We start from the raw sequence: 26,161 nt of genomic DNA on the forward strand, positions 1-26,161 counted from the left end.
TTCCCCGCCGGCGGCCCCCACCCGGCGCGCGGAGCCCCCCGAAGCCCGCCGGTCCTCCTCGTGCACCCCCGCGCCGCAGCCCGGCGCACCCCCTCACCCGGCGCCCGCCCGCGGGCGTCCCCCCACGACACCTCACGGCGGTGATCCTTTGGCAACGACGGTCAAGGACCGGGGCCCCGTCCCCGACGGCGGCGGCTCCTCCGCGGGCCCGGACGCGATGCGCAAGTCGGTCGGCGTCGGCGCGGTGGTGGTGATCGCCGCGTCCAGCACGGCCGCCACCACCTCGATCGGCATCGGCCTGGGCCTGATGGCCGGCGTGGTCGGCCTGCACCTGCCGGCCATCATGCTGCTGGCCTTCCTGCCGGTGCTCGCCATCGCCAGCGGCTACGGCCGCCTCAACCGGGTCGAACCGGACGCGGGCAGCTCCTACCGCTGGGTCGGCAACGCGCTCAACCCGTGGCTCGGCTTCCTGACCGGCTGGGTGAACATCGTCACCACCATCGTCTTCATGGCGTACACCACCACCGTCACCGGTTCGGCGCTGATCCAGCTGGCCGGAAAGGCGGGACTGCACGCGCTGCCCGGCGTGCAGCTCGACCCCGACTCCAGCTTCCAGTGCACGCTGATCGGCATGCTGGTGCTGCTCGCCGCGACCGTGGTCGCCGTCCGCGGCCTCGACCTGGCCGCCAAGCTGCAGAAGTACCTGCTGATCTTCGAGTACGCCGTGCTGCTCGCGTTCTGCGGGTACGGCCTGTTCGCCGGTGACCAGCCGTTCAGCCTGTCCTGGTACGACCCGTTCGAGATCCCGTCGATGGCGGCGCTCGCCCAGGGCATGGTGCTCGCGGTGTTCTGCTACTGGGGCTTCGAGTCGGTGTTCAGCGTCGGCGAGGAGGTCCACGACCCGAAGGACGCCACCCGCGGCGGCTTCCTGTCGCTGCTGCTGATGCTCGGCCTGTTCCTGTTCGCCGGCACCGCCTTCCAGCGGGTGCTGCCGATCGACGAGCTCGCCGACAACGGCGCCGTCGGCCTGGCGTACTTCGCCGACAAGCTGGCCGCCCAGCCGCTGGCCGCGCTGCCGCTGGTCGCGCTGACCTTCTCGGCCGCCGCCTCGCTGCAGGCCGCCGTCATCCCGACCGCCCGCGGCACCTACGCGATGGGCCGCGACGGCACCCTCGGCCGGGTCTGGACCCGGCTGCACCCGCGCTTCCGCACCCCCTCCACCGGCACCTGGCTGATCACCGGCATCGCGCTGGCGCTGGCCGGCCTGGCCCTGGTCATCCCGACCGTGACCGAGCTGATCTCGGCCACCGTCAACGCCATCGGCATCGTCGTCGCCCTCTACTACGCGCTGGTCGCGATCGCCTCCGCCGTGCGCTTCCGCCACCTGCTGCGGGAGAACGTCGTCGAGGGCCTCAAGGCGGTCGTCGCCCCGCTGCTCGGCGCGGTCGTGCTGCTGCTGGTCGGCGGCTACCTGGCCTGGAGCTTCTACGACAGCGCCGACCACTTCGAACTCTCGGCCGGCAACGGCTGGTTCGAGCTGACCGTGCCGGTCCTGATGATCGGCTCCGGCCTGGTCGCCGCGGCCTGGTCCCGCTGGGGCCGCCGCTCGGCCTACTTCACCGGCGCCACCGACCGGGCCGGCAGCGGCCCGGGCGGCAGCGGCCCGGCCGACCCCGCCGAGACCGAACCCGCCACCGCCTGACCCGCGGCCCGGGCCCGACCACGGGCCCGGGCCCCGACTCCCGTACCCCGCGCAGAAAACGGAGCACCACCCCATGAACCGTGCCGACCTGGTCTTCACCGGCGGGCCGATCCACACCGGCGACGCCGCCCGCACCCGGGCGACCGCGCTGGCCGTCACCGGCGAGCGGATCACCGCGGTGGGCCACGACGAGGTGCGGGAGTCGATCGGTCCGGGCACCGAGGTCGTCGACCTGCGCGGCCGCCTGCTGGTGGCCGGCTTCCAGGACGCCCACGTGCACGCCGTCTACGGCGGCGTCGAGATGGCGTCCTGCGACCTCACCGGCACCGTCACCGTCGCCGACTACCTGGCCCGGATCGCCGAGTACGCCGCCGCCCACCCCGAGAAGGAGTGGATCACCGGCGGCGGCTGGTCGATGGAGAGCTTCGACGGCGGCCTGCCCACCCGGCAGCTGCTCGACTCCGTCGTCCCCGACCGGCCCGTCCTGCTCTCCAACCGCGACCACCACGGCGCCTGGGCCAACACCCGCGCCCTGGAGCTCGCCGGCCTCACCCGCGACACCCCCGACCCCGCCGACGGCCGGATCGAGCGCGAGCCCGACGGCACCCCCAGCGGCGTGCTCCAGGAGGGCGCCATCGGCCTGGTCGGCCGGCACGCCCCCGACCCCACCGCCGCCGACCGGAAGGCCGGCCTGCTCAGCGCCCAGGCGATGCTGCACTCGCTCGGCATCACCGCCTGGCAGGACGCCCTGCTCGGCGAGTTCGGCGGCAACCCCGACCCGTCCGACACCTACCTGGAGGCCGCCCAGGACGGCACCCTCACCGCCCGGGTGGTCGGCGCCCTCTGGTGGGACCGCGAGCGCGGCGCCGAGCAGATCCCCGAACTGGTCGCCCGCCGCGCCACGTACACCCACGGCCGGTTCCGGGCGAGCTCGATCAAGATCATGCAGGACGGCATCGCCGAGAACTTCACCGCCGCCCTCACCGCCCCCTACCTGGACGGCTGCGGCTGCGCCACCGGCAACAGCGGCCTCAGCTTCGTCGACCCCGTCGCGCTGCGCGAGCACGTCACCGCCCTCGACGCGCTCGACTTCCAGGTGCACTTCCACGCCCTCGGCGACCGCGCCGTCCGCGAGGCCCTGGACGCGATCGAGGCCGCCGTCGCCGCCAACGGCCGCCGCGGCAACCGCCACCACCTGGCCCACCTCCAGGTCGTCCACCCCGACGACCTGGCCCGGTTCGCCGCGCTCGGCGCGATCGCCAACATCCAGCCGCTGTGGGCCGCCCACGAACCGCAGATGGACGAACTCACCATCCCGTTCCTCGGCCCCGAGCGGGCCGGCTGGCAGTACCCCTTCGGCGGCCTCCAGCGCACCGGCGCCACCCTCGCCGCCGGCAGCGACTGGCCGGTCTCCAGCCCCGTCCCGATCGACGGCATCCACGTCGCCGTCAACCGCCGCGAACCCGGCGCCGGCCCGGACGTCCCGGTCTTCCTGCCCGAGCAGCGCCTCGACCTGGCCGCCGCGCTCGCCGCCTACACCGCCGGCACCGCCCACCTCAACCGCCTCGACGACACCGGCGTGCTGCGCGCCGGCAACCTCGCCGACCTGGTCGTCCTCGACCGCGACCCGTTCGCCGCGCCCGCCGAGGAGATCGCCGACACCCGGGTGCTGCGCACCTACGTCGGCGGCCGGGCGGTCCACGTGGCGGAGTGACACCGCCGAACGACCCCGGACACCCTGTCAGGCCGCGCGGCCACGGCCTGGCAGGGTGCCCGTTGTCCGGCCCGGTGCCGCCCGGCTAGCGTCCACCGCGCGACACCCCGACCCCCTCCGGAAGCAGGACACATGACCACCGTCAACGGCGGCGTCTCCTTCTGGTACGCGGCCACCGGCCTGCCCGGGCGCGGCGCCCCGCTCGACGGCGACACCGCCGCCGACGTCTGCGTCGTCGGCGGCGGCTACACCGGCCTGTGGACCGCCTACTACCTCAAGCGGGCCGCCCCCGACCTCGACGTCGTCCTGCTCGAAGCCGAGTTCTGCGGCTACGGCGCCTCCGGCCGCAACGGCGGCTGGCTGTACAACGGCATCGCCGGCCGCGGCCGCTACGCCCGCCTGCACGGCCCGGACGCCGCCCGCCGGCTCCAGCGCGCCATGAACGACACGGTCACCGAGACCCTGCGCGCCGCCGAGGCGGAGGGCATCGACTGCGACGCCCACCGCGGCGGCGTCCTCGAAGTCGCCACCACCCCCGCCCAACTCGCCCGGCTGCGCGCCCGGGTGGCCCACGAGCAGGACTTCGGCGCGGCCGAGACGCACCTGCTGGACGCCGCCCAGACCGCCGAACGCCTGTACGTCCCGGGCGCGTTGGGCGCCGGCTGGAGCCCGCACGGCGCCCGGATCCACCCCGCCAGACTCGTCCTCGGCCTGGCCGCCGCCGTCCGCCGCCTCGGCGTCCGGGTGTACGAGTCCACCCCCGCCACCGCCCTCGCCCCCGGCCGCGCCACCACCCCGCACGGCACCGTCTCCGCCCGCGTCGTCCTCCGCTGCACCGAGGGCTTCACCGCCGACGTCGCCGGACAGCACCGCAGCTGGCTCCCGATGAACTCCTCGATGATCGCCACCGAACCGCTCCCCGCCGAGTTCTGGGAGGCCGTCGGCTGGCACGGCCGCGAAGTCCTCGGCGACGAGGCGCACGCCTACATGTACGCCCAGCGGACCGCCGACGACCGGATCGCCCTCGGCGGCCGCGGCCACCCCTACCGCTACGGCTCCCGGATCGACCGGGACGGCGCCACCCCGGCCGGCACCGTCGACCAGCTCCGCGCGATCCTCGCCCGGATGTTCCCCGCCGCCGCCGACGCCCGGATCGACCACGCCTGGTCCGGCGTCCTCGGCGTCCCCCGCGACTGGTGCGCCGCCGTCGACCTCGACCCCGCCACCGGCCTCGGCTTCGCCGGCGGCTACGTCGGCAGCGGCGTCGCCACCACCAACCTGGCCGGCCGCACCCTGCGCGACCTCACCCTCCACCACCTCCGCCGGGCCGCCCCCACCGACCTCACCACCCTCCCCTGGGTCGGCCACCGCGTCCGCCGCTGGGAACCCGAACCCCTCCGCTGGCTCGGCGTCCACGCCCTCTACGCCGTCTACCGCCACGCCGACCGCCGCGAACACGCCACCACCTCCCCCCTCGCCACCCTCGCCGACCGGATCTCCGGCCGCGGCTAGCGCCGGGTCAGCCCATGCACGCCTCGTACTGGGTGATGGCGTAGGAGACGCCGACCATCTTGACGTTGAAGTCGTACGCGGCGGCGCACTGCGCCTCCTTGGAGAGCTCCTGCGGTCCGTCCGCGGCGCTGTCCTCGGTGTTCGCCTGGATGGTCACGCCGACGGAGGGGCGGGCGCTCGCCTGGGTGCCGGTGGCCAGCACCAGGAGCGGGACCAGGGCGGCGGAGGCGGCGAGGGCGGCGGTGCGGAGGCGACGGGGCTGCATGGGGCGGGTCCTTCCCGAGAGGTGTCCGGGCGTCCGAACTCCTTTGCCCGGCAGGAGCGTTGGGCTCCTGTCGGGCATTCTGGCAGGGTCGGCGGATCCCGGGTACCCCGCCTTCCCGGGAGGCCGGCCCGGGACCCGGCCCGCACGGTGACGACGGCGGCCCGCCGGGGGAGCACCCCGGCGGGCCGCCGGTCCGGCGCGCGGGCCGGACTACTTCAGGTTCAGCACCGAGGTCTCGAAGGACCGGAACGCGCCCTCCTGCTTCCACTCCAGCGCCGCCTTCGGGCTGGCCGCGAGCAGCGCCGCGCACTTCGGCGTCGGGTTCTCCGCCCCGATCGGGCGGCCCTGGCACTCCGGCACCGGCTTGAACCCGTCCCGGTCCCGCCACAGGCTGCGGCCGGAGACGAAGCCGTACTCCAGCGAGTTGCGGGCCAGGTCCTTCAGGTCGGTGTAGGAGAGCGCGTACGTCCGGGCGGCGCGCACGTACTCGTGGGTGATGTCGATCCGCTCGACGCCCGGGTCGTCGGTGGCCAGCGCGGTCGGCACCCCGTACTTGCGGTACAGCGGGAACGGGTGCGCGTCGCCCTCGACCTGGAGGATCTGCGCGTTCGAGGTCAGCGGCACCTCGACCAGCACCTTGCGCTCGGCCAGGGTGCGCAGCAGCTCGGCCGAGTCGTCCTCGTGGGTGACGTCCACGCCGTGGCCGATCCGCTCGGCGCCGGCCGTCAGCACGGCCTGCCGGATGTGGAAGGTCAGGTCCTCCGGCTTGACCAGGCCGGGCACCAACTCGCCCGCGTGCAGGCTGACATGGGCCTTCGGGTAGAGCGGGCGCAGGTACTCCAGCATCCGCATCTGCAGCTGGTAGTTGTCCAGCGAGGACTGGTAGTCCTCCGGCTGCACCAGGTTCACCGCGACGAACCGCTCGTCCTGCGAGGCGAGTTCGAGGCCGAGCAGCAGCTGCGCGAAGACCCGCGCAGAGGTGGACGCCCGGGAGACCTGCGACTGGATCCGGACCGTCACCGCGCAGCCCGGCCGGGCCTGCGCGGTACCGCACCGCTCGGTGCTCTGGTACTCGGCCATCGCGGTGTCCAGGTCGGCGCGGGCCCCGTCGACCAGGCCCTGGATCTGCCCGTCCGCCAGCAGCTTCTGCCGCAGCGCGGGGAAGTCGGGGTCGAAGCCGACCTTGGCGGCCAGTGCCGCCACCCCGACCGAGGACGGGGTCAGCAGGGTCTCCAGGTAGCTCTGGTGCTGCGCCGCCATGGTGTCGGTCACCTCGGCGAGCATGGTGCCCGGGTGGCGCCAGCTGGCCTCGCCGAACTTGCCGAAGGTGGCGAAGAAGTGGTCGTGGCCGGACTCGGCGCCCGGCGTGAAGTCCTGCATCGACCAGGCCCGGATCACCGCGGTGCGGAACTCGCCGTCGGGCAGCGCCTCCTGGGCCGGCCGCCGGGTGCCCTGGCAGGGGCCGGTCGTCGAGGTGAAGGTCACCGAGTCGATGCACAGGCCGTCCTGCGCGGCCAGCCGGATCAGCAGCTCGGTGGAGACCGCCCCGGAGAGGTGGTTGTGCAGGTCGCCGCCCTTGGGCATGGCCCGCAGGAAGGCGTCCAGGCGCGCCGGGTCCTGCCGGATCCCGTCCAGCAGGCCGTTGACGGCCGCCTCGGTCGGCCGGGAGCCGGCCCGGTCCGCGGCCTGGGCGGCGGGGGCGAGCGGGAGCAGCAGGGCCGCGCAGGCGGCGACGGCCGCGGCGGAGGTACGGCGTAGCGACATCATGGTCGCCATGCTGACGGACCGTCAGTTCCCTTGTGCCGCAAAGCCGTTCATGTCGTGCGCACATCATCCGAACGGGTGTCGTCACACCGGGACACCCGCTCGGACGATCGAATTGTGCTACCGGCCTGGCTACTTGCGGCCGGACTTGGTCTTGGCCTTCCCCGCGGTCCGGGCCTCCTTGAACGCCGCCGCCTTCGCCGCCGCGTCCTTCACCCGCTGCGCCTCCTTGCGGACGTCGGCCTGCAGCGTGCGCTCGCGGCGCAGCCACTCCGGGTCCTCCTCGCGCAGCGCGTCGATCTGCTCGCTGGTCAGCGCCTCGGTGATCCCGGCGCGGTTCAGGCCGGTCACCGAGATGCCCAGCCGGGACGCCACCACCTGGCGCGGGTGCGGACCGTTGCGGCGCAGGTCGGCGAGCCACTGCGGGGGCTCGGCCTGCATGGCGTTGAGCTCGTCGCGGGTGACGACGCCCGCCTGGAACTCGGCGGGGGTCGCCGCCAGGTAGATCCCCAGCTTCTTGGCCGCGGTCGCGGGCTTCATGGTCTGGGAGGTCTTGGGCTTGGGCGTAGTCATGTGACAAGGGTATAGGGAGCGCGCGCCTGCCCAGGTCACGGCCGTCCCCGGCGGCGGTCCCCGGCGGCGGCGACGGCGGCGGCTCGCGGCGGCGGCCCGCGGGGTCGGCCCACGGCGGGCCCGGTGGCGGCTCGCGGCGGCGGCTCGCGGCGGCCCGCTAGCCTGGAGCCCGTGACCGAGAACGAGCGGCCCGCCGCCACCCCCGCCCCCTTCCGCCTGGTGTACGTGCCGGGAGTGACGCCCACCAAGTGGCTGCGGGTGTGGCAGGAGCGGCTCCCGGACGTCCCGGTCGCCCTGCTCCAGCACGCCCCCGCCGACGGGCACGCCCTGCTGCTGGCCGGCGGCGCGGACGCCGGCCTGGTCCGGCTGCCGGTCGACCGGACGGTGCTGAGCGCCATCCCGCTGTACACCGAGACCACCGTCGTGGTGTTCCCCAAGGACCACTGGCTGGCCGCCGCCGAGGAGGTCACCGCCGCCGACCTCGCCGAGGAGGTCGTCTTCCACCCGCTGGACGACAGCCTCGACTGGCCCGAGCTCCCCGGCCGCCCGGCCTTCGAGCGCCCCGCCACCACCGCCGACGCGATCGAACTGGTCGCCGCGAACGTCGGCGTCCTCGCCGTCCCGCAGTCGCTGGCCCGCCTGCACCACCGCCGCGACCTCACCTACCGCACCCTGGTCGACGTCCCGCAGTCCCAGGTCGCGCTGGCCTGGCCCGAGGAGGCCACCACCGACCTGGTCGAGGAGTTCATCGGCATCGTCCGCGGCCGCACCGCCAACAGCTCCCGCGGCCGCACCGCCGCCGCCGAGGAGCAGCGCCGCCCCTCCGCCACCGGCAAGAAGCGCACCGCCCAGGCCGGCAGCCCCAAGGCCGTCCCGAAGTCCGCCGCCAAGGCCCGCCCCAAGCCCGGCCAGCGGGCCGGCGGCGGCCGCACCGCCCAGCCCAAGCGCGGCGGCAGCGGGGGCGGCGGCCGCAAGAAGTAGCCGGGGCCGTTCCCGAGGGCGACCCGTAGGGGGCGGCGGCCGGGCGGCCGGGCCGGCTCCGGAGGAACCCCTAGGTCGCTGAGGTGACGTCAACTCCCTTCCCTGGTAAGTACATTCGCCGCATGACCGGAATCCGCCGCGCCGCGGCCACCGCCGTCCTGCTGCTCGCCCTGCCGATGTCCGCGGTCGCCGTCGCCCCGTGCGCCTCGGCGGCCGCCCCGGCCACCGTCACCCTCACCGCCTCCGCCGATACCGCCGCCCCCGCCCCCGCGTCCGCCGCCGCCGAGCTGCCGCGCCCGACCGGGCGGCACGCGGTCGGGCGGGACGACCTGGAGCTGGTCGACTCGAGCCGGACCGACCCGTGGGTGCCCGCGTCCGGGCCGCGCCGGCTGATGGTGTCGGTGTACTACCCGGCCAGGCCGGGCACCGGCGTCCCGGCCCCGTACATGACGCCCGGCGCGGCCCGGGCGCTGCTGGACGACAAGCTGCCCGGCAACACCGTCCCGACCGAGGTGCTCACCGGGGTCCGGACCTGGTCCGCGTCCGGGGCCCGCCCCGCGCCCGGCCGGTACCCGCTGGTGCTGCTCTCGCCCGGGTTCACCATGCCGCGCAGCACGCTGACCGCCCTCGCCGAGGACCTGTCCAGCCACGGCTACGTGGTCGCGCTGATCGACCACGCCTACGAGAACACCGGCACCACCTTCCCCGACGGCAGCACGCTCCCGTGCGCCGCGTGCGGGCAGCTGAGGACCCGCGCGGACTGGGCGGCCCTGAACCTCGGCCGGGCCCGCGACGCCTCCTTCGTCGTCGACCGGCTCACCGCCCGCCCGCACCCGGCCTGGCGGAACGCCCGGATGATCGACCCGTCCCGGGTCGGCGTCGCCGGCCACTCGGCGGGCGGCGCGGCGGCCGTCCCGGCGCTGCTCACCGACGACCGGATCCGGGCCGGCGTCGACATCGACGGCACGATGGACTACGCGGTGCCCGACTCCGGCATCGGCGGCAAGCCGTTCCTGATGCTCGGCCACCCGCTCCCGGACGGCGAGGACCAGAGCTGGACCGACGCCTGGCCCCGGCTCGACGGCTGGAAGCGCTGGCTGACCGTGGCCGGCACCAACCACCAGACGTTCACCGACCTGCCGGTCCTGATCGACGCCCTCGGCCTCCCCGACCCCGACCGGACTCTCCCGGCCGCCCGCGCCGTCCAGCTCACCCGCGCCTACGTGCGGGCCTTCTTCGACCTCCAGCTCAAGGGCGTCCCCCAGCCCCTGCTGGACGGCCCCACCCCGCGGAACCCGGAGGTCGCCTTCCACCCCTGAGCCCGGCCCGGGTCAGTACCGGTCCCACCCGGCGACCGCCACCGCCGTCGCCGCCGCCAGCGCGAGGGCCGGGCCGAGCAGGCGGATCGGCGGGCGGGCCGGCGGGGGCGGCCCGGGGACGAGGGCGGTCAGCGGGAAGAGCAGCAGCGGCAGGGCGCAGGTCAGCCACCAGCCGGGGAACAGCCAGAGGATCCGGCCGGGGGTGAGCCAGAGCGCCAGCGGGATCCACGCGACGGCCGGGGCCTGCCGCAGCACCAGCAGGACGGCGGTGCGCCGGCGGCGTCCGCGCGGGGCGGCGCGCAGGGTGCGCGGGGCCCAGGCGGCGAGCAGGACGGCCCAGCCCACGGCGGCCGCCGCCGGCAGGGCCAGCAGCGGCCGGGGCCCGGGCGGCGGCGGGGGCGGGGGCGGCGGTGGCGGCGGGTCGACGGGGTACGCGACGAGGGTCCAGGCGCCGTCGGGGGTGCGCACCGCGAGGTCGTGCCCGGCGTAGTGGACGATGACGCCGTGCCGCGGTCCGGACAGCGCGGTGACCACCAGTTGGACGCCGGGGCGGGTGAGCGGGGCGTCGGCGGGGCAGGCGGGGGCGTCGGCGCCGGTCGTCCAGGGCGGGGCGTAGGCGACCTGCCAGCTCCGGCCGCCGTCCTGGCTGGACTCGACGGGGCAGGCGTCGTCGCGTACCCGGTAGCAGGTCCCGGGGGGCCCGTCGTCGTCGCCGCACCGCCCGCCCGCGGCCCGCCCGTCCAGGTGGACGTCGCGCGGCCGGCCCGGCCCGATCCGCCAGCTCAGGCCGCCGTCCGGGGTGGTCCAGCGGTGCTCGGGGGTGACCAGCATCGGGCCGGCGCCGGGCTGCTGCCAGAGCTCGGCGGCGACCGGCCGGGTCTCGCCGGTGGCGAGCATCGCCGCGACGGCCAGCGGCAGCACGGCCGCGCCGAGCGGGAGCCGGGCGGGCCGGTGCCGCCACAGCCACCAGGCGGCGGCGAGGGCGGGCAGCGCCAGCAGGTCGGTCGGGTCGGCGACGGTGCGGCTCGGCACGCCGGTCAGCGACCAGGCCCGGGAGACCGCGTCGGCGCCCGCCGCCGAGGACTTGGCCGCGGTGAAGGTCAGCGCGGTGGCCGCGAGGCCGACCAGCGCGGGCCGGTCGCCGCGCAGCCGCAGCAGCGCGGCCGGCAGCAGCGCGAACACCGGCGGCGCGACCACCAGCCAGGCCAGGTCGCTCAGCTTGCCGGTCAGCAGGCCGGGCCAACTCCGCTTGCCCACATGGTCGTTGAACGCCAGCAGCAGGACCGCCGCGCCCGTCCCCGGGTGCCCGGCCCAGCGCAGTACCGCCCCCGCCGCGCTCCGCATGGCACCGAGTGTCGGGCGGCCCGGGCGGTGCCGTCGAGGCGACGGACGGTAGCGGTACGGTAACGGCGGGGCGGCGGCGGGCCGGTGGGCGGGAGGGCGGCACGAGACCGCCGCCGCCCGGTCGGCCGCGCGCTCCCCGGTGTTCCCGCAGATGGGGCGGTGTGGCCCGCATGATGGTCGACGGGCATCCTTGCCGTACCGACCTAGGAGAGTAGCCACGATGGTGCACGCACGGGCGGGCCAGCCGGCCCAGCCGCAGGATCTGATCGACGTCGCCCGGCTGGTGACGGACTATTACACGCTGCGCCCGGACCCGGAGGACGTCGGGCAGCGGGTCGCGTTCGGCACCTCGGGCCACCGGGGGTCGGCGTCGCGCACCGCCTTCAACGAGGACCACATCGCCGCCACCGCGCAGGCGATCTGCGACTACCGGGCCGAACAGGGCACCACCGGGCCGCTGTTCCTCGGCATCGACACCCACGCGCTGTCCGAGCCGGCCCGCGCCACCACGCTGGAGGTGCTGGCCGCCAACGGCGTCACCGTGCTGCTCGACACCGCCGACGGCTACACGCCGACCCCGGCCGTCTCGCACGCGATCCTCACCCACAACCGCACCCGCCCGGCCGCCCTGGCCGACGGCATCGTGGTGACGCCCTCGCACAACCCGCCCGCCGACGGCGGCTTCAAGTACAACCCGCCGCACGGCGGCCCGGCCGACTCCGCCGCCACCGGCTGGATCGAGCGCCGCGCCAACGCGCTGCTCGCGGCCGGCCTGGAGGGCGTCCGCCGGATCCCGTACGCCCGGGCGCTGGCCGCCGACACCACCGGCCGCTACGACTTCCTCGGCCGCTACGTCGACGACCTGCCCGCCGTGCTGAACCTGGACGCCGTCCGGGACGCCGGCCTGCGGATCGGCGCCGACCCGCTCGGCGGCGCCTCGGTCGCCTACTGGGGCCGGATCGCCGAGACCCACCGCATCGACCTGACCGTGGTCAACCCGCTCACCGACCCGACCTGGCGGTTCATGACGCTGGACTGGGACGGCAAGATCCGGATGGACTGCTCCTCCCCGTACGCGATGGCCTCGCTGATCGACAAGCGCGACGCCTACGCGCTGGCCACCGGCAACGACGCGGACGCCGACCGGCACGGCATCGTCACCCCCGACGGCGGGCTGATGAACCCCAACCACTACCTGGCCGTCGCCATCGACTACCTGTACCGGCACCGCGAGGGCTGGCCCGCGACGGCGGCCGTCGGCAAGACCCTGGTGTCCTCCTCGCTGATCGACCGGGTGGTCGCCGGGCTCGGCCGCGAACTGCTCGAAGTGCCGGTCGGCTTCAAGTGGTTCGTCGACGGGCTGCTGAACGGCACGGTCGCGTTCGGCGGCGAGGAGTCCGCCGGGGCGTCCTTCCTGCGCCGCGACGGCTCGCCGTGGACCACCGACAAGGACGGCATCCTGCTGGCGCTGCTCGCCTCCGAGATCACCGCCGTCACCGGCAGCACCCCGTCCGCCCTGCACCGCGAGCTGGTCGCCCGGCACGGCGACCCGGTCTACGCCCGGGTCGACGCCCCCGCCGACCGCGCCCAGAAGGCCGCCCTCGGCGCGCTGGACGCCTCCCAGGTCACCGCCGACGCGCTGGCCGGCGAGCCGATCACCGCCGTCCTCACCCACGCCCCCGGCAACGGCGCGGCGATCGGCGGCCTCAAGGTCACCACCGAGAACGCCTGGTTCGCGGCCCGCCCGTCCGGCACCGAGGACGTCTACAAGATCTACGCCGAGAGCTTCCTCGGCGCGGACCACCTGGCCCGGGTCCAGTCCGAGGCCCGCGAGCTGGTCACCGAGGTCCTCGCCAAGGTCTGACCCGCCGCCCGGCCCCTCCCCGCACCCGCACCCGCACCCGCACCCCTCCGGCTCGCACGCGCCGGAGGGGTGTTGCATTGTGGTGCACTCTGTTCGAAGATGTTTGGTGTATCGGCTCGCTGTCCCTGCAGCCCCTGCCCCCGAGCCGCGAACCCCGACGAGGAGTGCCGCCGTGCACAAGACGGTGACCAAGCTGGCCGACGGCCGCGAACTGATCTACTACGACGCCGGACCCACCCCGCGCGACGCCGCCGACCGGCGCCCGCTGGAGCCGGCCGCGAGCGCCTCCGAGATCCGCACCGACCCGTTCACCGGCGACGCGGTCACCATCGCCGCGCACCGCCAGTCCCGCACCTACCACCCGCCGGCCGACCAGTGCCCGCTCTGCCCCTCGACCGGCGACCGGCTCAGCGAGATCCCGGACGCCGACTACCAGGTCGCCGTCTTCGAGAACCGCTTCCCGTCCCTCGCCGACTCCTCCGCCGCCCACGTCACCGCCCTGGCCGACGGCCCCTACGCGCTCACCCCCGGCACCGGCCGCTGCGAGGTGGTCTGCTTCACCTCCGACCACCGCGCCTCCTTCGCCGACCTCGACGAGGCCCGCGCCCGCCTCGTCCTGGACGCCTGGACCGACCGCACCGGCGAACTGCACGCCGACCCCGCCGTCCGCCAGGTCTACTGCTTCGAGAACCGCGGCGCCGACATCGGTGTCACCCTCGGCCACCCGCACGGCCAGATCTACGCCTTCCCGTTCACCACCCCGCGCACCGCGCTCGCCCTCGACCGCGCCGCCGCCCACCTCGCCGCCACCGGCCGCAACCTGTACGACGACGTCCTCGCCGCCGAACGCGCCACCGCCGGACGGCCCGACTCCCGGGTCGTCACCGCCGCCGAACACTGGACCGCCTTCGTCCCGTTCGCCGCCCGCTGGCCCTACGAGGTGCACCTCTACCCCAACCGCCGCACCGCCGACCTCACCACCCTCGACGACGACGCCCGCGCCGAGTTCCCCCGCGTCTACCTCGACCTGCTCCGCCGCTTCGACCGGCTCTTCCCCGCACCCGCCCCCTACATCGCCGCCTGGCACCAGACCCCCCGCCCGGCCCGCACCGAACTCGCCCTCCACCTGGAGCTGTTCACGCTGCGCCGGACCGCCGACAAGCTCAAGTACCTGGCCGGCACCGAATCCGGCGTGGGCGCCTTCATGAACGACATCCGCCCCGAGACCGCCGCCCGCACCCTCCGCGAGCTGTAGAGGCCCGGCGAGCCGCAGGGCCCCGCTCCCGAGGAGGGAGGCGGGGCCCTGCGGCGTTCCGGCCCTGCGGCGTTCCGGCCCTGCGGCGTTCCGGCCCTACGCCACCCGGTGCGCGCCCTGCGAGGGCACCGCCGGGAAGACCTGCGGGTCGGCGAAGCCCGCCGCCGCGAACGCCCCGCGCACCGCCCGCTCGATCCCGGCCAGCCGGTCGGTGTCCGCCAGGACCAGCACCGAGCCGCCGAAGCCGCCGCCCATCATCCGGGCGCCCAGCGCACCCGCCGCGTTCGCGGCGGACACCACCAGGTCGGTCTCCGGGCAGGAGACCCGGTAGTCGTCGCGCAGCGAGGCGTGCCCGGCGGTCAGCACCGGCCCGAGCGCCCGCGGCTCGCCCGCGTCCAGCAGCGCGATCGCGTCCAGCACCCGCTGGTCCTCGGTGACGACGTGCCGCAGCAGCGGCCGCAGCTCGACGGGCAGCTTCTCCTCGGCCGCGGCCAGCTCCGCCGCGCCGACGTCGCGCAGCGCCCGCACGCCCAGCAGCCCGGCGGCCCGCTCGCAGCCGGCCCGCAGGCCCGCGTACGCGCCGTCGGCCAGGTCGTGCTTGACCCGGGTGTCGACCACCAGCAGCGACAGGCCGACCGCCGCCAGGTCGAGCGGCACCTGGCGGCCGTCCAGCGTCCGGGTGTCCAGGAAGTACGCGTGGCCCGCGACGCAGCAGCTCGACGCCAGCTGGTCGAGCGCGCCGCACGGCACCCCGACGTACCCGTTCTCGGCGCGCTGGGCCAGCAGCGCCCGGCCGGGCGCGTCCAGGCCGAGGCCGTACAGGTCGTCCAGGGCGATCGCCGTGGCGCACTCCAGCGCGGCGGACGAGGACAGGCCGGCGCCGGTCGGCACGTCCGAGACGAACGCCAGGTCCGCCCCGCCCACCCGGTGCCCGGCCTCCGACAGCGCCCAGAACACGCCCGCCGGGTACGCCGCCCAGCCCGGCACCGAACCGGGCGCCAGCGCGGCCGCCGCGAACTCGGCCACCGAGCCGTCGCCCTGCGCGCTGAACAGCCGCACCACGCCGTCGGCCCGGCGGCGGGCCGCCACCCGGGTGGTGTGCGGGAGCGCGGCGGGCAGCACGAAGCCCTCGTTGTAGTCGGTGTGCTCGCCGATCAGGTTGATCCGGCCGGGAGCGGCCCACACGCCGTCGGGGGAGCCGCCGAAGACGGCGGCGAAGACGGCGGCGATGCCGGTGTCGGCGGCGGTCTCGGCGGCGGGGTCGGTGGTCATCGGGCGCTCCAGCGGACGTTCACGGACGGTCTGGCGGTATATTCAACACATTCAAACACACCACACCAGACCCGAACAGGGTTGGTGCCCCACCCCGCCAACTATGCTGGGCGCGCCCCGCCCCCACCCCCTCCGGAGGACCCCGTGACCACCGACGGCGGACTGCTCGCCGACCAGCGCCGGGCCCTGATCCTCGACCTGGTGCACCGCGACGGAGCCGTCAAGGTCGCCGACCTCGTCGACCAGCTCGGCGTCTCCGACATGACCGTCCGCCGCGACCTGGACGCCCTCGCCCGGGCCGGCCGGGTCCGCAAGGTCTACGGCGGCGCGGTCGCCCGCACCGCCAGCGCCGAGGAACCCGCCTTCGAGGCCAAGACCACCCTCGCCCCCGCCACCAAGGCCGCCCTCGCCGAAGCCGCCGCCGCCCAGGTCCAGCCCGGCACCGTGGTCGCCGTCTCGGCCGGCACCACCGCCTACGCCGTCGCCGCCCGCCTGCTCGACATCCCCGGCCTCACCGTCGTCACCAACTCCCTCCCGGTCGCCGAACTCGTCCGCGCCCGCGGCGACAACGGTCCCGCCCTGCTGCTCACCGGCGGCGCCCCCACCCGTTCCGCCGCCCTGGTCGGCCCGCTCGCCGACCAGGCCATCCGCTCCCTGCACGCCGACCTGTTGATCATCGGCGCCCACGGCGTCAGCGAACGCGCCGGCCTCACCACCCCCAACCTCGCCGAGGCCCAGACCAACCGCGCCCTGATCGCCTCCGCCCACCGCACCATCGCCGTCGCCGACCACACCAAGTGGGGCGTCGTCGGCCTCAGCAGCTTCGCCGCCCTCACCGACCTCGACTGCTTCATCACCGACCAGGCCCTCCCCGCCGACGCCCGGGCCGTCCTCACCGAGTCCTGCGCCGAACTCCTGCTGGTCTGACCGACCCGGCCGCCCGGTTGTTAGGGTCGGCAGGGTGGGGGTGAACGGACGGATGGGTGTCGCGGTGTGGGCGGCGATGCGGCGGCCGGGGCGGTTCCTGGTGTCGTGGTGGCCGTGGCGGGCGTGGGCGCTGCTGGTGAGCGGCGCGGGGCAGGGGGTGCTGGTGCTGGCCGGGCTGGCGGTCGGGCTGGCGGTCGGGGTCGGGCTGTCGGTGTTCGGCGTCGGGGTGCTGGTGCTGGGTTGGACGGCGCTGATCGGGATCCCGGTCGGGGCGGTGGAGCGGGGGCGGCTGCGACTGGTCGAACCGGAGCGGCTGCCCGACCCGCACCACGGCGCGGCCCGCGGGCTGCGCGGGCGGCTGCGGGAGCGGGCCAGCTGGCGCGAACTCGGCTACGCGCTCGCCCAGTCCACCGTGTTCGCCGCCGTCGGCCTGCTGTTCGCCGCCGCGCTGGCGTTCTGCCTGCTGCTGGTCTCCGCCCCGCTGTTCATCCTCGCGGTCAGCCCCGACACGGTGATGCTGTGGCCCGGACGGCCGGTCTCCGGCCCGCTGGACGGCCTCCCGGCGAGCGCCGCCGGCCTGCTCGGACTGGTCGTCCTGGCGTACAGCGGCGGCCTGCTGGCCGGGGCCCAAGTGCGGCTCGCCCAGCAGCTGCTGGGCCCGCGAGACACCGACCTGGGCGTCCGGGTGATCGAACTCACCCGCTCCCGGGCCCGGCTGGCGGACGCCTTCGAGGCCGAACGCCGACGGATCGAACGCGACCTGCACGACGGCGCCCAGCAGCAGCTCGTCGCCCTCGGCATGACCCTCGGCCTGGCCGAACTCGAACTGGCCGAACTCGTACGGCGCGGCCACGACACCCCCGCCACCGCCCTGGTCGCCCGGGCCCGCGGCGAGGCCCGGCTCGCCCTGGAGCAACTGCGCACGCTGGTCCGCGGCATCCACCCGCAGGTCCTCACCGACCACGGACTCCCGGCCGCCGTCGCCGAGTTGGCCGCCCGCCACCCCGTACCGGTCCTGGTCGAGCTGGAGTTGCCGCACCGGCTGCCCGAACAGGTCGAGAGCGCGGCCTACTTCACCATCACCGAGGCGCTCACCAACGCCGCCAAGCACGCCGACGCCGACGAGATCACCGTCCGCGGCGGCCACCGCGCGGGCGCGCTGCGGCTCTCCGTCACCGACAACGGCCGCGGCGGCGCCGACCCGCGCGCCGGAGCCGGCCTGCAGGGGCTGGCCGACCGGCTCGCCGTCCTCGACGGGCGGCTCACCGTCACCAGCCCACCCGGCGGGCCCACCCGCCTCGACCTGGAGGTTCCGTGCTGAGGATCGTGATCGCCGAGGACGCCGTCCTGCTCCGGGCCGGACTGGTCGAACTCCTCGAACGGGTCGGCCACCGCGTCCCGGCCGCCGTCGGCGACGCCGCCGCGCTGATCCGCGCCGTCGACGCCGAGCGCCCCGACGTGGTCGTCACCGACGTCCGGATGCCGCCCGGCCACCGCGACGAAGGTCTGCGCGCCGCACTGGAGTTGCGCGGACGCCACCCCGGCCTGCCGGTCCTGGTGCTCTCCCAGTACGTCGCCACCGCCTACGCCACCCGGCTGCTCGGCGAGGGCTCCGCCGACCGAGGCGGCCTCGGCTACCTGCTCAAGGACCGGGTGCTGGAGGTCACCGACTTCACCGACGCCCTGGAGCGGGTGGCCGCCGGCCGGACCGTCATCGACCCCGAGGTGGTGCGGATCCTGCTCGCCCGGCACACCGCCGCCGACCCGCTGCGCCGACTCACCCCGCGCGAGCGGGAGGTGCTGGGGCTGATGGCCGAAGGCTGGAACAACCAGGCCGTCGCGCAACGGCTCGGCGTCACCGAGGCGTCCGTGGTCAAGCACGCCGGGAACATCTTCATGAAACTCGACCTGGACCCGGAGGAGGGCAACCGGCGGGTACTGGCAGTCCTCGCCTACCACAACCGGGCGAACGAGGAAGTGAACTGACGCCCGGTCAATTCCACTCCGGGCGGGCCGGATCGCCGGGGGTGGGGGAGAGCAGCTCCGCCAGCCGGCGGGCCGACGCGTCCCAGGACCAGTCCCCGGTCACCCACTCCCGGCCGGCCCGCCCGAACTCCCGTGCCCGGTCCGGGTCTTCGAGGAACTCCAGGACCGCCTCGGCGACCTCCTCGGCCCGTCGCCCGTCGACCACCGTCCCCGTCCGGCCCGGCCGTACCGCGTCCGGCGCGCCGCCCGAACGCCCCGCCACCACCGGCAGGCCGCTCGCCGACGCCTCAAGGAAGACGATGCCCAGCCCCTCCGCCTCCAGCCCCAGCCGGCGGGTCCGGCACGGCATCGCGAACACGTCCGCCGCCGCGTAGAACGCCGCCGTCTCCCGGTGTCCGTGCCCGCCCGCGAACACCACCGAACCCGGCGGGCAGCGCCGGGCCAGCCGCCGCAACCGCGACTCGTCCGGACCCGCGCCCACCAGCAGCAGCACCGCGTCCGGCACCCGGCGGCGGATCAGCGGCAGCGCCCGCAGCAGCACGTCCTGCCCCTTGCGCGGCACCAGCCGGGCCACGCACAGCACCACCGGCCGCCGCCCCAGCCCGTACCGCCCGCGCACCGCCGCCCGGGCCGCCGCCGACGGCCGGAACACCGCCGGATCCACCCCCGGCACCAACCGCGCCATCCCCGCCGCCCCCGGCCCCAGCGCGGGCGCGATCCGCCGCCGGGTGAACTCCCCGAGATACGTGACCGTGTCACAGGACGCGCCGACTCGACGCAGCAACCGCCGCGCCAACGGCGCCCGCGCCCACCACACCTCGTGCCCGTGCGTGGTCGCCACCACCCGCTCAGCCCCGGCCCGCCGCACCGCCGGCCCTAGCGCCCCGAGCGGCGCGGCCGCCCCGAACCACACCCGGTCGCACCCGTACCGCGCCATCAACCCGGCCGCCCGCCCGGCCACCCGCGCGGTCGGCAACAGCATCCGCACCGGCTCCCGCACCACCGGGAACGGCAGCCCCGCGTCGAACTCCGCCGCCCCCGGCTCGTCCGACGCCAGCACCACCACCCCCTCCCCGGCCCCGGACAGCCGGACGGCCAGCGCGTGCACGAAGGTCTCGATGCCGCCCTGCCGGGGCGGGAAGTCGTTGGTGACGATCAGGGTGGTGCCCACGGTAATGCTCCTTCGCGGAACGGACGGGAGGGGAGGGGGAGGCAGCGGGAGTAGGGGCGGGCTCAGCGGCTTCGGGGGGCGGTCGCCAGGCGGGTGAAGGCGGAGAGGAACAGGGGCAGCGCCAGATAGCCGAAGCGGCCGGCGGGGGCGAGCAGGAAGGCCAGGGCCAGGCCCGCCGCCAGGCGGTCGGCGGCGGCGACCGCGTGCCGGGGCGGGCGCAGCAGCAGGGACAGGGCCACGGCTGCCCCGCCGAGCAGCAGCAGTCCGACCGCCGCCCCCCACCCGGCCGGGCCGAGGTCCGCGAGCAGCCGGCCCGGCAGCGGGCTCGCCGCCGGGGTGGGCCACGGGCCCCGGCCCAGCGGGAACGCGAAGACCTGCCGCAGCAGCGGCCCCGGCGCCCGGACCAGCCACGGTGCCACCAGCAGCGCCGTGCCCGCCACCGCCACCCCGGCGCAGCGCAGCGCCGCCCGCCGTCCCGCGGTCACCGCGAGCAGTGCCACCACCACCGGGACGGCGGGCCAGGCCGTCCACTTGAGCGCACCCGCCACCGCCAGCGCCGCCCCCGCCCCGGCCGGCCGGCGGGCCGCGCCGAGGGCCAGCGCCAGACAGAGCAGCCCCGTCAGCGGCAGGTCCACCCCGCTGGCCGCCACCCCCAGCGCCACCGGCGGCGACGCCAGCAGCGCGACCAGCCCGGTCCGGGCGGCGGCCGGTTCGGTACGGCCGGTTCCCAGGGCCTGCGTGGGGGAGGGGAGTTCGAGGACACCGACGCGCGCGGATCGCGTCGGCGTGCGCGCGGGCGAGGGAACTCCCGTGCGCTGCGGCGGAGTCGATGCGGTCGTGACCGACTCCCACCGCCAGGAACGGAGTTGCCGCCCTCCCCGGTCGTGGTCCCGGTCGCGGCTGCGTGCCCCGGTCGGCGCCAGGTGGCGCCAGGCGGCCCGGCCGGTGGCCAGGAAGGCGGTGGCGCACCAGAGCCGGGGATCGGTCGCGGGGCCTGCCGCCCGGCCGAGGAGGGCGTGCGGCAGGCCGAACGCGGCCAGGCCGGGGAGGTAGGGGGTGACCTCGGCGGGCCCGGCCGGGGCGTCCAGGTAGGGGGAGCCGTGGGCCAGCAGCAGCTCGCCGGCCCGGGCCAGCACGGACACCTCGCTCTGGCCGGAGCCGCTGCCGACCAGCAGGGCGAGCGGGAGCAGCACGGCCCCGCCGAACGCCGTCCACCCGGACAGCGCCACCGCTCGACGTGCCCGATCGCGACCACCGGGCGACGGTGGCAGTGGCAGTGGCAGGGGCAGCAGGGCGACCACCGCCGCCGCCAGGTAACCGGCGGCGGCGAGGGCACCCCAGACGCGGTGCGGGCCGAGCGGGGAGATCAGCGGGAAGAGGGCGGCCCAGCCGGCGCAGCCCAGCCAGCCCGCGCACCACCGCAGCCGTCGGCCCGGCGGCGGGCCCGGCGGCAGGTCCGGTTGCGAGCTCGGCGTCCGGCCCGCCGCCGGTTCGGGCAAGGGTGGTCGGGGGTGTCGGTCGGTCACCCGGTCCATTCCAGTACGGCGGCCGGTCGGCGTCATGACGGCCAGGTGGAGGCCCGTGGTCGGGTTTTCCCTACCACTGGCGGCCGGTCCGGCGGGCCGGATCGGCTTGCCGATCCGTGCCACTTGGTCTGGACCGCTGGACGTTTCGCGGGCCGCTTGCGCACACTGGCGCGATGAAGCTCCGACCGGCCGTCGGCCTGGAACTGCACGACCTGGACGTGCCCGACCCCGGACTACTGCCGTTCGCGGCAGGCAGTTTCGACCAGATCGGTCCGCTGTCCAGGGCGGACTTCCCGCACCGGCACTCCTTCTACGAGTTGGCCTACGTCACGGCGGGCAGTGGAACCCACGTCATCGACCTGGTCGAGCACCGGATCCAACCGCCGGCGCTGTACGTGGTGCTGCCCGGCCAGGTGCACAGTTGGCGCGGGGTGAGCCGACTGGACGGCTGGGTGCTGCTGTTCAACGAGGACTTCCTGCACCAGCATCCGAAGGACCTGGCCCTGCTGCGCACCCTGGCGACCGGTCCGGCGCTCCGCCCCGACCGCCGTGAGCACCGCGAAGTGCTGGGCATCCTGCGGGAGTTGGTGTCGGAGTACCAGGGCCGGATGGACGGCGGCCTGGGTGTGATGCAGGCGCTGCTGCACGTCCTGCTGGTCCGCGCGCTGCGGGTGGCCCGCGGTCGCGGCCCGGCCGCCGTGCCCAGGGCGGCGAGCCATCCGCTCGCCGCCCGGTTCGCCCGGATGATCGCCGACGCCGACCGCGCCGACCGCTCGGTGCTCGCGCTGGCCCGAGAACTCGGCGTCTCCGCAGGCTACTTGCACGAGGTGGTGAAGGAGGCGACCGGCCGCACCCCGGCCCGGCTGATCCGCGAGCAGCAGACCCTGGAGGCCAAACACCTGCTCACCACCACCGACATGACGATCCGTCAGGTCTCGGTGGCGGCCGGCTTCTCCGACCCGGCGTACTTCTGCCGCTTCTTCCGACGCGAAGTCGGCCGCACCCCCGGGGAGTTCCGCGAGAAGGCCGGCTGAGCGGGCAACCGGCCGGCTGAGCGGACGGGTGTCCTCGGACGGTCCGCCCAGCCGGCGCGGCGGCGGGTCAGCCGTGCTCGCCCAGGCACAGCACCAGGACGGAGCTGCGGCGGGTCTCCACGTAGGTGGCCACCAGTGCCGGCTCGGTCTCGCACTCCTTCTCGTCGGCGCCGTGCACCACCTTGAGGACGGTGAACTCGGCATCGGCCGAGCCGCAGTCGACCAGGCTCACGTCCGGCTTCTCCTCGCTGCCCGCGTTGTGCGCGCAGTCGCCCGCCTTGGCGGCGGCCGGGGTGTCGCGCGAGAAGTAGGCGGCGACGAAGAGCGCCGCCACGATCGCCAGGACCAGGCCCGCGACCTTGAGGAGGCCCGGCAGCCGACGGCGGGCCGCGGGCGCCACCGTCGGCTCCGCCTCGTACGCCGTACCCGCCTCCTCCGCGGCGCCCGCGGTTTCGGCGCCTTCCCCGGCGCCCCCGCCTTCCACGGTCTTCGCGGTTCCGACGGCTTCGGCCTGCCCCGGCCGCGACCCCGACCCGGTCTCGTGCGCGGTCGCGTCGGCGGTCGCGTCGGCAGTCGCAGTTGCAGTCGCGCTCGCGCCCCCCTCCCCGTCCTCGGGTTCGGGTGCGGTGGCAGCGGCGGCAGCGGTGGGCACGGGCGGAGTGGTCACGGGGGTCCCTCGGTGTTCGAACGGAGCGGCAGGGCAGGCAGGGTACCGCCGCCCGGTCGGGCCGTTCCGCCCGGGGTGCGCGAGCGGGGGGCGGGGGCCCGGGGGGCCGCTCCGCAACGGTCGGTTAAGGTCTGCTGCCCCCGCCCGCTCCGCTCCCGGCCGGTTCCGTCGCAGCTCAGCTGACGTATCGTCAACTTCCTTCCCTAAGCGAGCCCCAGGCGTACCATAAGCTGGCCCAAACTCCGCCGACGCCCGTCCCAACCCCGGTTGACGTCCGGTCGAACGGAGCGTGCCGGCGGCTGAGGAATGCACCACGTCCCGCCGTCCCCGTCCATCGACGGCCCGGCCGGGCAGGGCCTAGCGTCTGAGGCACCCCACAGCGCCGCCGTGTCGGGAGACCCGACCTCTCCAGGTGTCATGTCCCATCCAAGGGAATCCGGGCGTGCGGCGACCAACAGAGGCAGTCGAACGGAGAGCCATGTCCACCCCCCACAACCCGCTGGACGGCCTGAGCGAGTTGGCCGATCGAAAGATCAGCCGCAAGGGCCTGCTCAAGGCGGCCGCCGCGGCCGCCGCCGCGCCGGTGCTGGTCGGCACCGGTGTCGCCCTGGCGCGCGACGCGGTCGCCGCCGACGCGCCGGCGCCGCTCCCGCTCACCCCCGAGTGCACCGACGGCCACACCACCATCGAGCAGATCGAGGGCCCGTACTTCAAGCCGGGCTCCCCGCTGCGCACCAGCCTGGTCACGTCCGGCACCCAGGGCGTCCCGCTGACCGTCAGCGGCTTCGTGTTCGGCCGGAACTGCCTTCCGATCGCCGGCGCGCTGCTGGACTTCTGGCAGGCCGACACCAACGGCACCTACGACAACTCGGGCTACACGTTCCGCGGCCACCAGTTCAGCGGCGCCAACGGCTCGTACTCGCTGACCACGATCGTGCCCGGCCTCTACCCCGGCCGCACCCGGCACATCCACGTCAAGGTGCAGGCGCCGAACCAGCCGATCCTCACCACCCAGCTGTACTTCCCGAACGAGCCGCGCAACGCGACCGACACCATCTACGACCCGGCGCTGCTGATGACCGTCCGCCAGGTCGGCAACGGTCGCGAGGCCAGCTTCGACTTCGTGCTCAACGTCAACGGCACCGGCACGCCGAGCCCGAGCCCGAGCCAGACCCAGGGTTCGCCGACCCCGAGCCCCAGCCCGAGCCAGACCGGTGGCACCACCACCTGGAAGGTCGGCGCCACCTACAAGGCCGGCGACGTGGTCACGTACAACGGCGTCACCTACGTCTGCATCCAGGGCCACGTCGCCTACGCGGGCTGGGAGCCGCCGAACGTCCCGGCCCTCTGGCAGCGCCGCTGACCCCCACCCTGACCCGTCGCTGACCGACCCCACCCCCACGCGGGCGGTCAGCGGCGACAGCCACCCGAAGCGGCGGCACGGACCCACTCCCCGGGAGGGGAAAACCGGGAGACCGGGACCGTGCCCGCCAAGCGCCATGACGGCCCGAGCGCGGGGTGCCCGGGCCGTCATGGCGCACCACCGCCGCGAGGCGGCACCACCGCGGCCGGCCGCCGGCGCCACCCGTCCGATCCCGCCGCCCCTCCCGATCCCCGTACGCTCGTCCCTGTGACCGAGCAGCAGCAGTACCAGCACCTGGTGGTGACGACCACCCACGAGGACGAGGCCGCGGCCCGCTCCCTCGCCGTCACCCTGGTCCGCGAACGCCTCGCCGCCTGTGCGCAAGTCCACCCCCTCCGCTCGGTGTACTGGTGGGGCGGCGAGGTCCAGGACACCACCGAGTGGCGGGTCGACCTCAAGACCCGGGCCGCCCTCGTCGACCGGCTGACCGCCCGGATCGGCGAACTGCACGCCTACGAGACCCCCGAGGTGATCGCCGTCCCGATCACCGCCGGCGCCCCCGGCTACCTCGCCTGGCTGGACGCGGAGACCGCCGAGCCGCCCGCCGCGACCGCCGACCCCGCCAGCAGGCCCGCCGCCGGATAAACCGTTCGCACCCGGCGCCCCGCCGCCCGTACGCTCCGCCCCGAGGACCGCCACCGGGGGAGCCGTACCGTGCCGATGCACCAGACCGTCCGCGCCGTCAACGAGCTGACCGCCCGCTGGGCCCGCACCGCCCCCGCCCCCGGCCGGAACACGGTGTTCAGCGGCCCCGGCGCCTGGGCCCCGCTCGCCCTGCTCGCCGCGGGCGCCGCCGGCCCGGCCGCCGCCGAACTCGCCGACGCGCTGGGCGTCCCCCCGGACCGGGCCGCCGCAGCCGGCCGCGACCTGCTCGCCGTCCTCGACCGGACGCCCGGCGTCGCCGCCGCGCTCGGCCTCTGGACCCGCGCCGGCCTCCCGCTCGAACCCGGCTGGACGGCCGCGCTGCCCCCGCACGGCCACGCCCGGCTCACCGGCGACCCCGCCACCGACCGCGCCGCGCTGGACGGTTGGGCCGCCGAGCGGACCGGCGGCCTGATCCCCCGGATGCCCGCCGTCCTCACGCCGGACACCGAACTGCTGCTGGCCGGGGCGCTCACCGTCCGCACCGACTGGATCCGCCGCTTCCAGGCCGCCCCGGAGGAGATCGAGGAGGGCCCCTGGGCCGGCCGCGTCGCGGCCGGCCTGTTCCGCTCGACCACCCTGCTCGACCGGGTCGGCGTCGCCGAGACCGAGGCCGGGCCGCTCACCGTGCTCAAGGTGCTCGGCCGCGCGGGCGTGGACGTCCACCTCTGCCTCGGCCCCGAGGACGCCCACCCCGGCACCGTCCTGGCCGCCGCCGTCCGCACCGCCGAACGGCCCCGCCTGCTGCGCCCCGGCACCGAACTCCCCGGCGGCGCGGCCGGCCCCGGCCTGTACGTGTACCGGGAGCGCAGCCACTCCCGCGAGCCCCGACTCTTCGTCGACACCGTCGAGTTCGACCTCGCCGCCGACCACGACCTGCTGGCCCGCCCCGACCTGTTCGGGCTGCCCACCGCCGCCGACACCGGTCGCGGCCACTTCCCCGGCATCAGCCCCGAACCGCTGGCGGTCGGCGCCGCCCGGCAGGCCGCCACCGCGGTCTTCGGTCCGCGCGGCTTCCGGGCCGCCGCGGTCACCGCCTTCGGCGCCGTCGCCGGCGGGATCGACACCCGGCGCCCCCCGTACCTGGCCCGGCGGATCAACGCGTCCTTCGACCGCCCGTTCGGCTTCCTCGCCGTCCAGCGCGGCTCCCGCCTGGTCCTCGCCGCCGGCTGGGTCGCCGAACCCACGCCGGGCGAACTCCCGTCCTGGGACTGACCCGT

General features: G+C 75.9%; 22 protein-coding genes. 14 read left to right on the plus strand and 8 right to left on the minus strand.

The window, feature by feature from the left end; all coding sequences use genetic code 11:
• The first annotated feature begins 148 nt into the window (after positions 1-148).
• The 3 genes from KSE_RS30065 (at position 149) to KSE_RS30075 (ending at position 4,928) form a co-directional block, all read left to right on the plus strand.
• Complete coding sequence (locus KSE_RS30065; protein ID WP_014139140.1) at positions 149-1,702, plus strand: APC family permease; 1,554 nt, start codon at positions 149-151, stop codon at positions 1,700-1,702.
• A 73-nt stretch (positions 1,703-1,775) separates the two neighbouring features.
• A complete protein-coding gene (locus KSE_RS30070) occupies positions 1,776-3,416 on the plus strand; it encodes an amidohydrolase (protein WP_014139141.1) in 1,641 nt (546 codons plus the stop codon).
• A 132-nt stretch (positions 3,417-3,548) separates the two neighbouring features.
• Positions 3,549-4,928, plus strand: a complete 1,380-nt coding sequence (locus KSE_RS30075; RefSeq protein ID WP_014139142.1) for an NAD(P)/FAD-dependent oxidoreductase — start codon at positions 3,549-3,551, stop codon at positions 4,926-4,928.
• 7 nt (positions 4,929-4,935) lie between these two features.
• Here KSE_RS30075 and KSE_RS30080 read toward each other — a convergent pair whose 3' ends face one another.
• From KSE_RS30080 to KSE_RS30090, 3 genes are all read right to left on the minus strand, one after another.
• Positions 4,936-5,193 (minus strand): hypothetical protein, encoded by a 258-nt coding sequence (locus KSE_RS30080; RefSeq protein WP_014139143.1) that lies wholly within the window; start codon positions 5,191-5,193, stop codon positions 4,936-4,938.
• A gap of 210 nt (positions 5,194-5,403) precedes the next feature.
• On the minus strand, positions 5,404-6,969 hold the full coding sequence (locus KSE_RS30085; protein WP_014139144.1) for an adenosine deaminase family protein: 1,566 nt from the start codon (positions 6,967-6,969) through the stop codon (positions 5,404-5,406).
• Between the two features lie 120 nt (positions 6,970-7,089).
• Positions 7,090-7,530: a DUF5997 family protein gene (locus KSE_RS30090; RefSeq protein ID WP_014139145.1), complete on the minus strand. Its 441-nt coding sequence runs from the start codon at positions 7,528-7,530 to the stop codon at positions 7,090-7,092.
• A 171-nt stretch (positions 7,531-7,701) separates the two neighbouring features.
• On the opposite strand from KSE_RS30090, the gene KSE_RS30095 reads away from it, so the two are divergent.
• Entirely contained in the window at positions 7,702-8,511 is an 810-nt protein-coding gene (locus KSE_RS30095) for a LysR family substrate-binding domain-containing protein (RefSeq protein ID WP_014139146.1), read from the plus strand.
• A 122-nt stretch (positions 8,512-8,633) separates the two neighbouring features.
• Positions 8,634-9,830: an alpha/beta hydrolase family protein gene (locus tag KSE_RS42405; protein WP_014139147.1), complete on the plus strand. Its 1,197-nt coding sequence runs from the start codon at positions 8,634-8,636 to the stop codon at positions 9,828-9,830.
• A gap of 12 nt (positions 9,831-9,842) precedes the next feature.
• On the opposite strand, the gene KSE_RS38890 is transcribed toward KSE_RS42405, so the two are convergent.
• Positions 9,843-11,174 (minus strand): hypothetical protein, encoded by a 1,332-nt coding sequence (locus tag KSE_RS38890; protein ID WP_014139148.1) that lies wholly within the window; start codon positions 11,172-11,174, stop codon positions 9,843-9,845.
• A gap of 220 nt (positions 11,175-11,394) precedes the next feature.
• Between KSE_RS38890 and pgm the strand changes: the two genes are divergently transcribed.
• Both pgm and galT read left to right on the plus strand, forming a co-directional pair.
• On the plus strand, positions 11,395-13,038 hold the full coding sequence (gene pgm, locus KSE_RS30110) for a phosphoglucomutase (alpha-D-glucose-1,6-bisphosphate-dependent) (protein ID WP_014139149.1): 1,644 nt from the start codon (positions 11,395-11,397) through the stop codon (positions 13,036-13,038).
• Positions 13,039-13,210: 172 nt separating this feature from the next.
• Entirely contained in the window at positions 13,211-14,293 is a 1,083-nt protein-coding gene (gene galT, locus KSE_RS30115) for a galactose-1-phosphate uridylyltransferase (protein WP_014139150.1), read from the plus strand.
• Between the two features lie 96 nt (positions 14,294-14,389).
• On the opposite strand, the gene galK is transcribed toward galT, so the two are convergent.
• Positions 14,390-15,565, minus strand: a complete 1,176-nt coding sequence (galK, locus tag KSE_RS30120; protein ID WP_014139151.1) for a galactokinase — start codon at positions 15,563-15,565, stop codon at positions 14,390-14,392.
• A 144-nt stretch (positions 15,566-15,709) separates the two neighbouring features.
• Here galK and KSE_RS30125 point away from each other — a divergent pair, with 144 nt between their 5' ends.
• From KSE_RS30125 to KSE_RS30135, 3 genes are read left to right on the plus strand one after another with little or no spacing between them, the layout of a single operon-like run.
• Positions 15,710-16,492 (plus strand): DeoR/GlpR family DNA-binding transcription regulator, encoded by a 783-nt coding sequence (locus KSE_RS30125; protein WP_014139152.1) that lies wholly within the window; start codon positions 15,710-15,712, stop codon positions 16,490-16,492.
• A gap of 52 nt (positions 16,493-16,544) precedes the next feature.
• A complete protein-coding gene (locus KSE_RS30130) occupies positions 16,545-17,813 on the plus strand; it encodes a sensor histidine kinase (protein WP_014139153.1) in 1,269 nt (422 codons plus the stop codon).
• Positions 17,807-18,478, plus strand: coding sequence for a response regulator transcription factor (locus KSE_RS30135; RefSeq protein ID WP_014139154.1), 672 nt, complete (start codon positions 17,807-17,809; stop codon positions 18,476-18,478). Before KSE_RS30130 ends, KSE_RS30135 begins: the two co-directional genes overlap by 7 nt.
• 7 nt (positions 18,479-18,485) lie before the next feature.
• Here the strand turns inward: KSE_RS30135 and KSE_RS30140 are convergent, their stop codons facing one another.
• Both KSE_RS30140 and KSE_RS42410 read right to left on the minus strand, forming a co-directional pair.
• Positions 18,486-19,649, minus strand: a complete 1,164-nt coding sequence (locus KSE_RS30140) for a glycosyltransferase family 4 protein (protein ID WP_014139155.1) — start codon at positions 19,647-19,649, stop codon at positions 18,486-18,488.
• Between the two features lie 62 nt (positions 19,650-19,711).
• Positions 19,712-21,175 carry a glycosyltransferase 87 family protein gene (locus tag KSE_RS42410; protein ID WP_231873245.1) on the minus strand — a complete coding sequence of 488 codons (1,464 nt, stop codon included), beginning with the start codon at positions 21,173-21,175 and terminating at the stop codon, positions 19,712-19,714.
• 173 nt (positions 21,176-21,348) lie between these two features.
• Here KSE_RS42410 and KSE_RS30150 point away from each other — a divergent pair, with 173 nt between their 5' ends.
• Positions 21,349-22,209, plus strand: coding sequence for a helix-turn-helix domain-containing protein (locus KSE_RS30150; protein ID WP_014139157.1), 861 nt, complete (start codon positions 21,349-21,351; stop codon positions 22,207-22,209).
• 67 nt (positions 22,210-22,276) lie between these two features.
• Here KSE_RS30150 and KSE_RS38895 read toward each other — a convergent pair whose 3' ends face one another.
• Complete coding sequence (locus KSE_RS38895) at positions 22,277-22,876, minus strand: LppU/SCO3897 family protein (RefSeq protein WP_148283179.1); 600 nt, start codon at positions 22,874-22,876, stop codon at positions 22,277-22,279.
• Between the two features lie 478 nt (positions 22,877-23,354).
• Here KSE_RS38895 and KSE_RS30160 point away from each other — a divergent pair, with 478 nt between their 5' ends.
• The 3 genes from KSE_RS30160 (at position 23,355) to KSE_RS30170 (ending at position 26,156) form a co-directional block, all read left to right on the plus strand.
• Complete coding sequence (locus tag KSE_RS30160) at positions 23,355-24,239, plus strand: dioxygenase family protein (RefSeq protein WP_014139159.1); 885 nt, start codon at positions 23,355-23,357, stop codon at positions 24,237-24,239.
• A gap of 267 nt (positions 24,240-24,506) precedes the next feature.
• Positions 24,507-24,884 (plus strand): divalent-cation tolerance protein CutA, encoded by a 378-nt coding sequence (cutA, locus tag KSE_RS30165; RefSeq protein WP_014139160.1) that lies wholly within the window; start codon positions 24,507-24,509, stop codon positions 24,882-24,884.
• Between the two features lie 75 nt (positions 24,885-24,959).
• Positions 24,960-26,156: a serpin family protein gene (locus tag KSE_RS30170; RefSeq protein ID WP_033257609.1), complete on the plus strand. Its 1,197-nt coding sequence runs from the start codon at positions 24,960-24,962 to the stop codon at positions 26,154-26,156.
• Positions 26,157-26,161 lie beyond the last annotated feature (5 nt).

It is taken from the genome of Kitasatospora setae KM-6054 (assembly GCF_000269985.1).
GTDB lineage: Bacteria > Actinomycetota > Actinomycetes > Streptomycetales > Streptomycetaceae > Kitasatospora > Kitasatospora setae.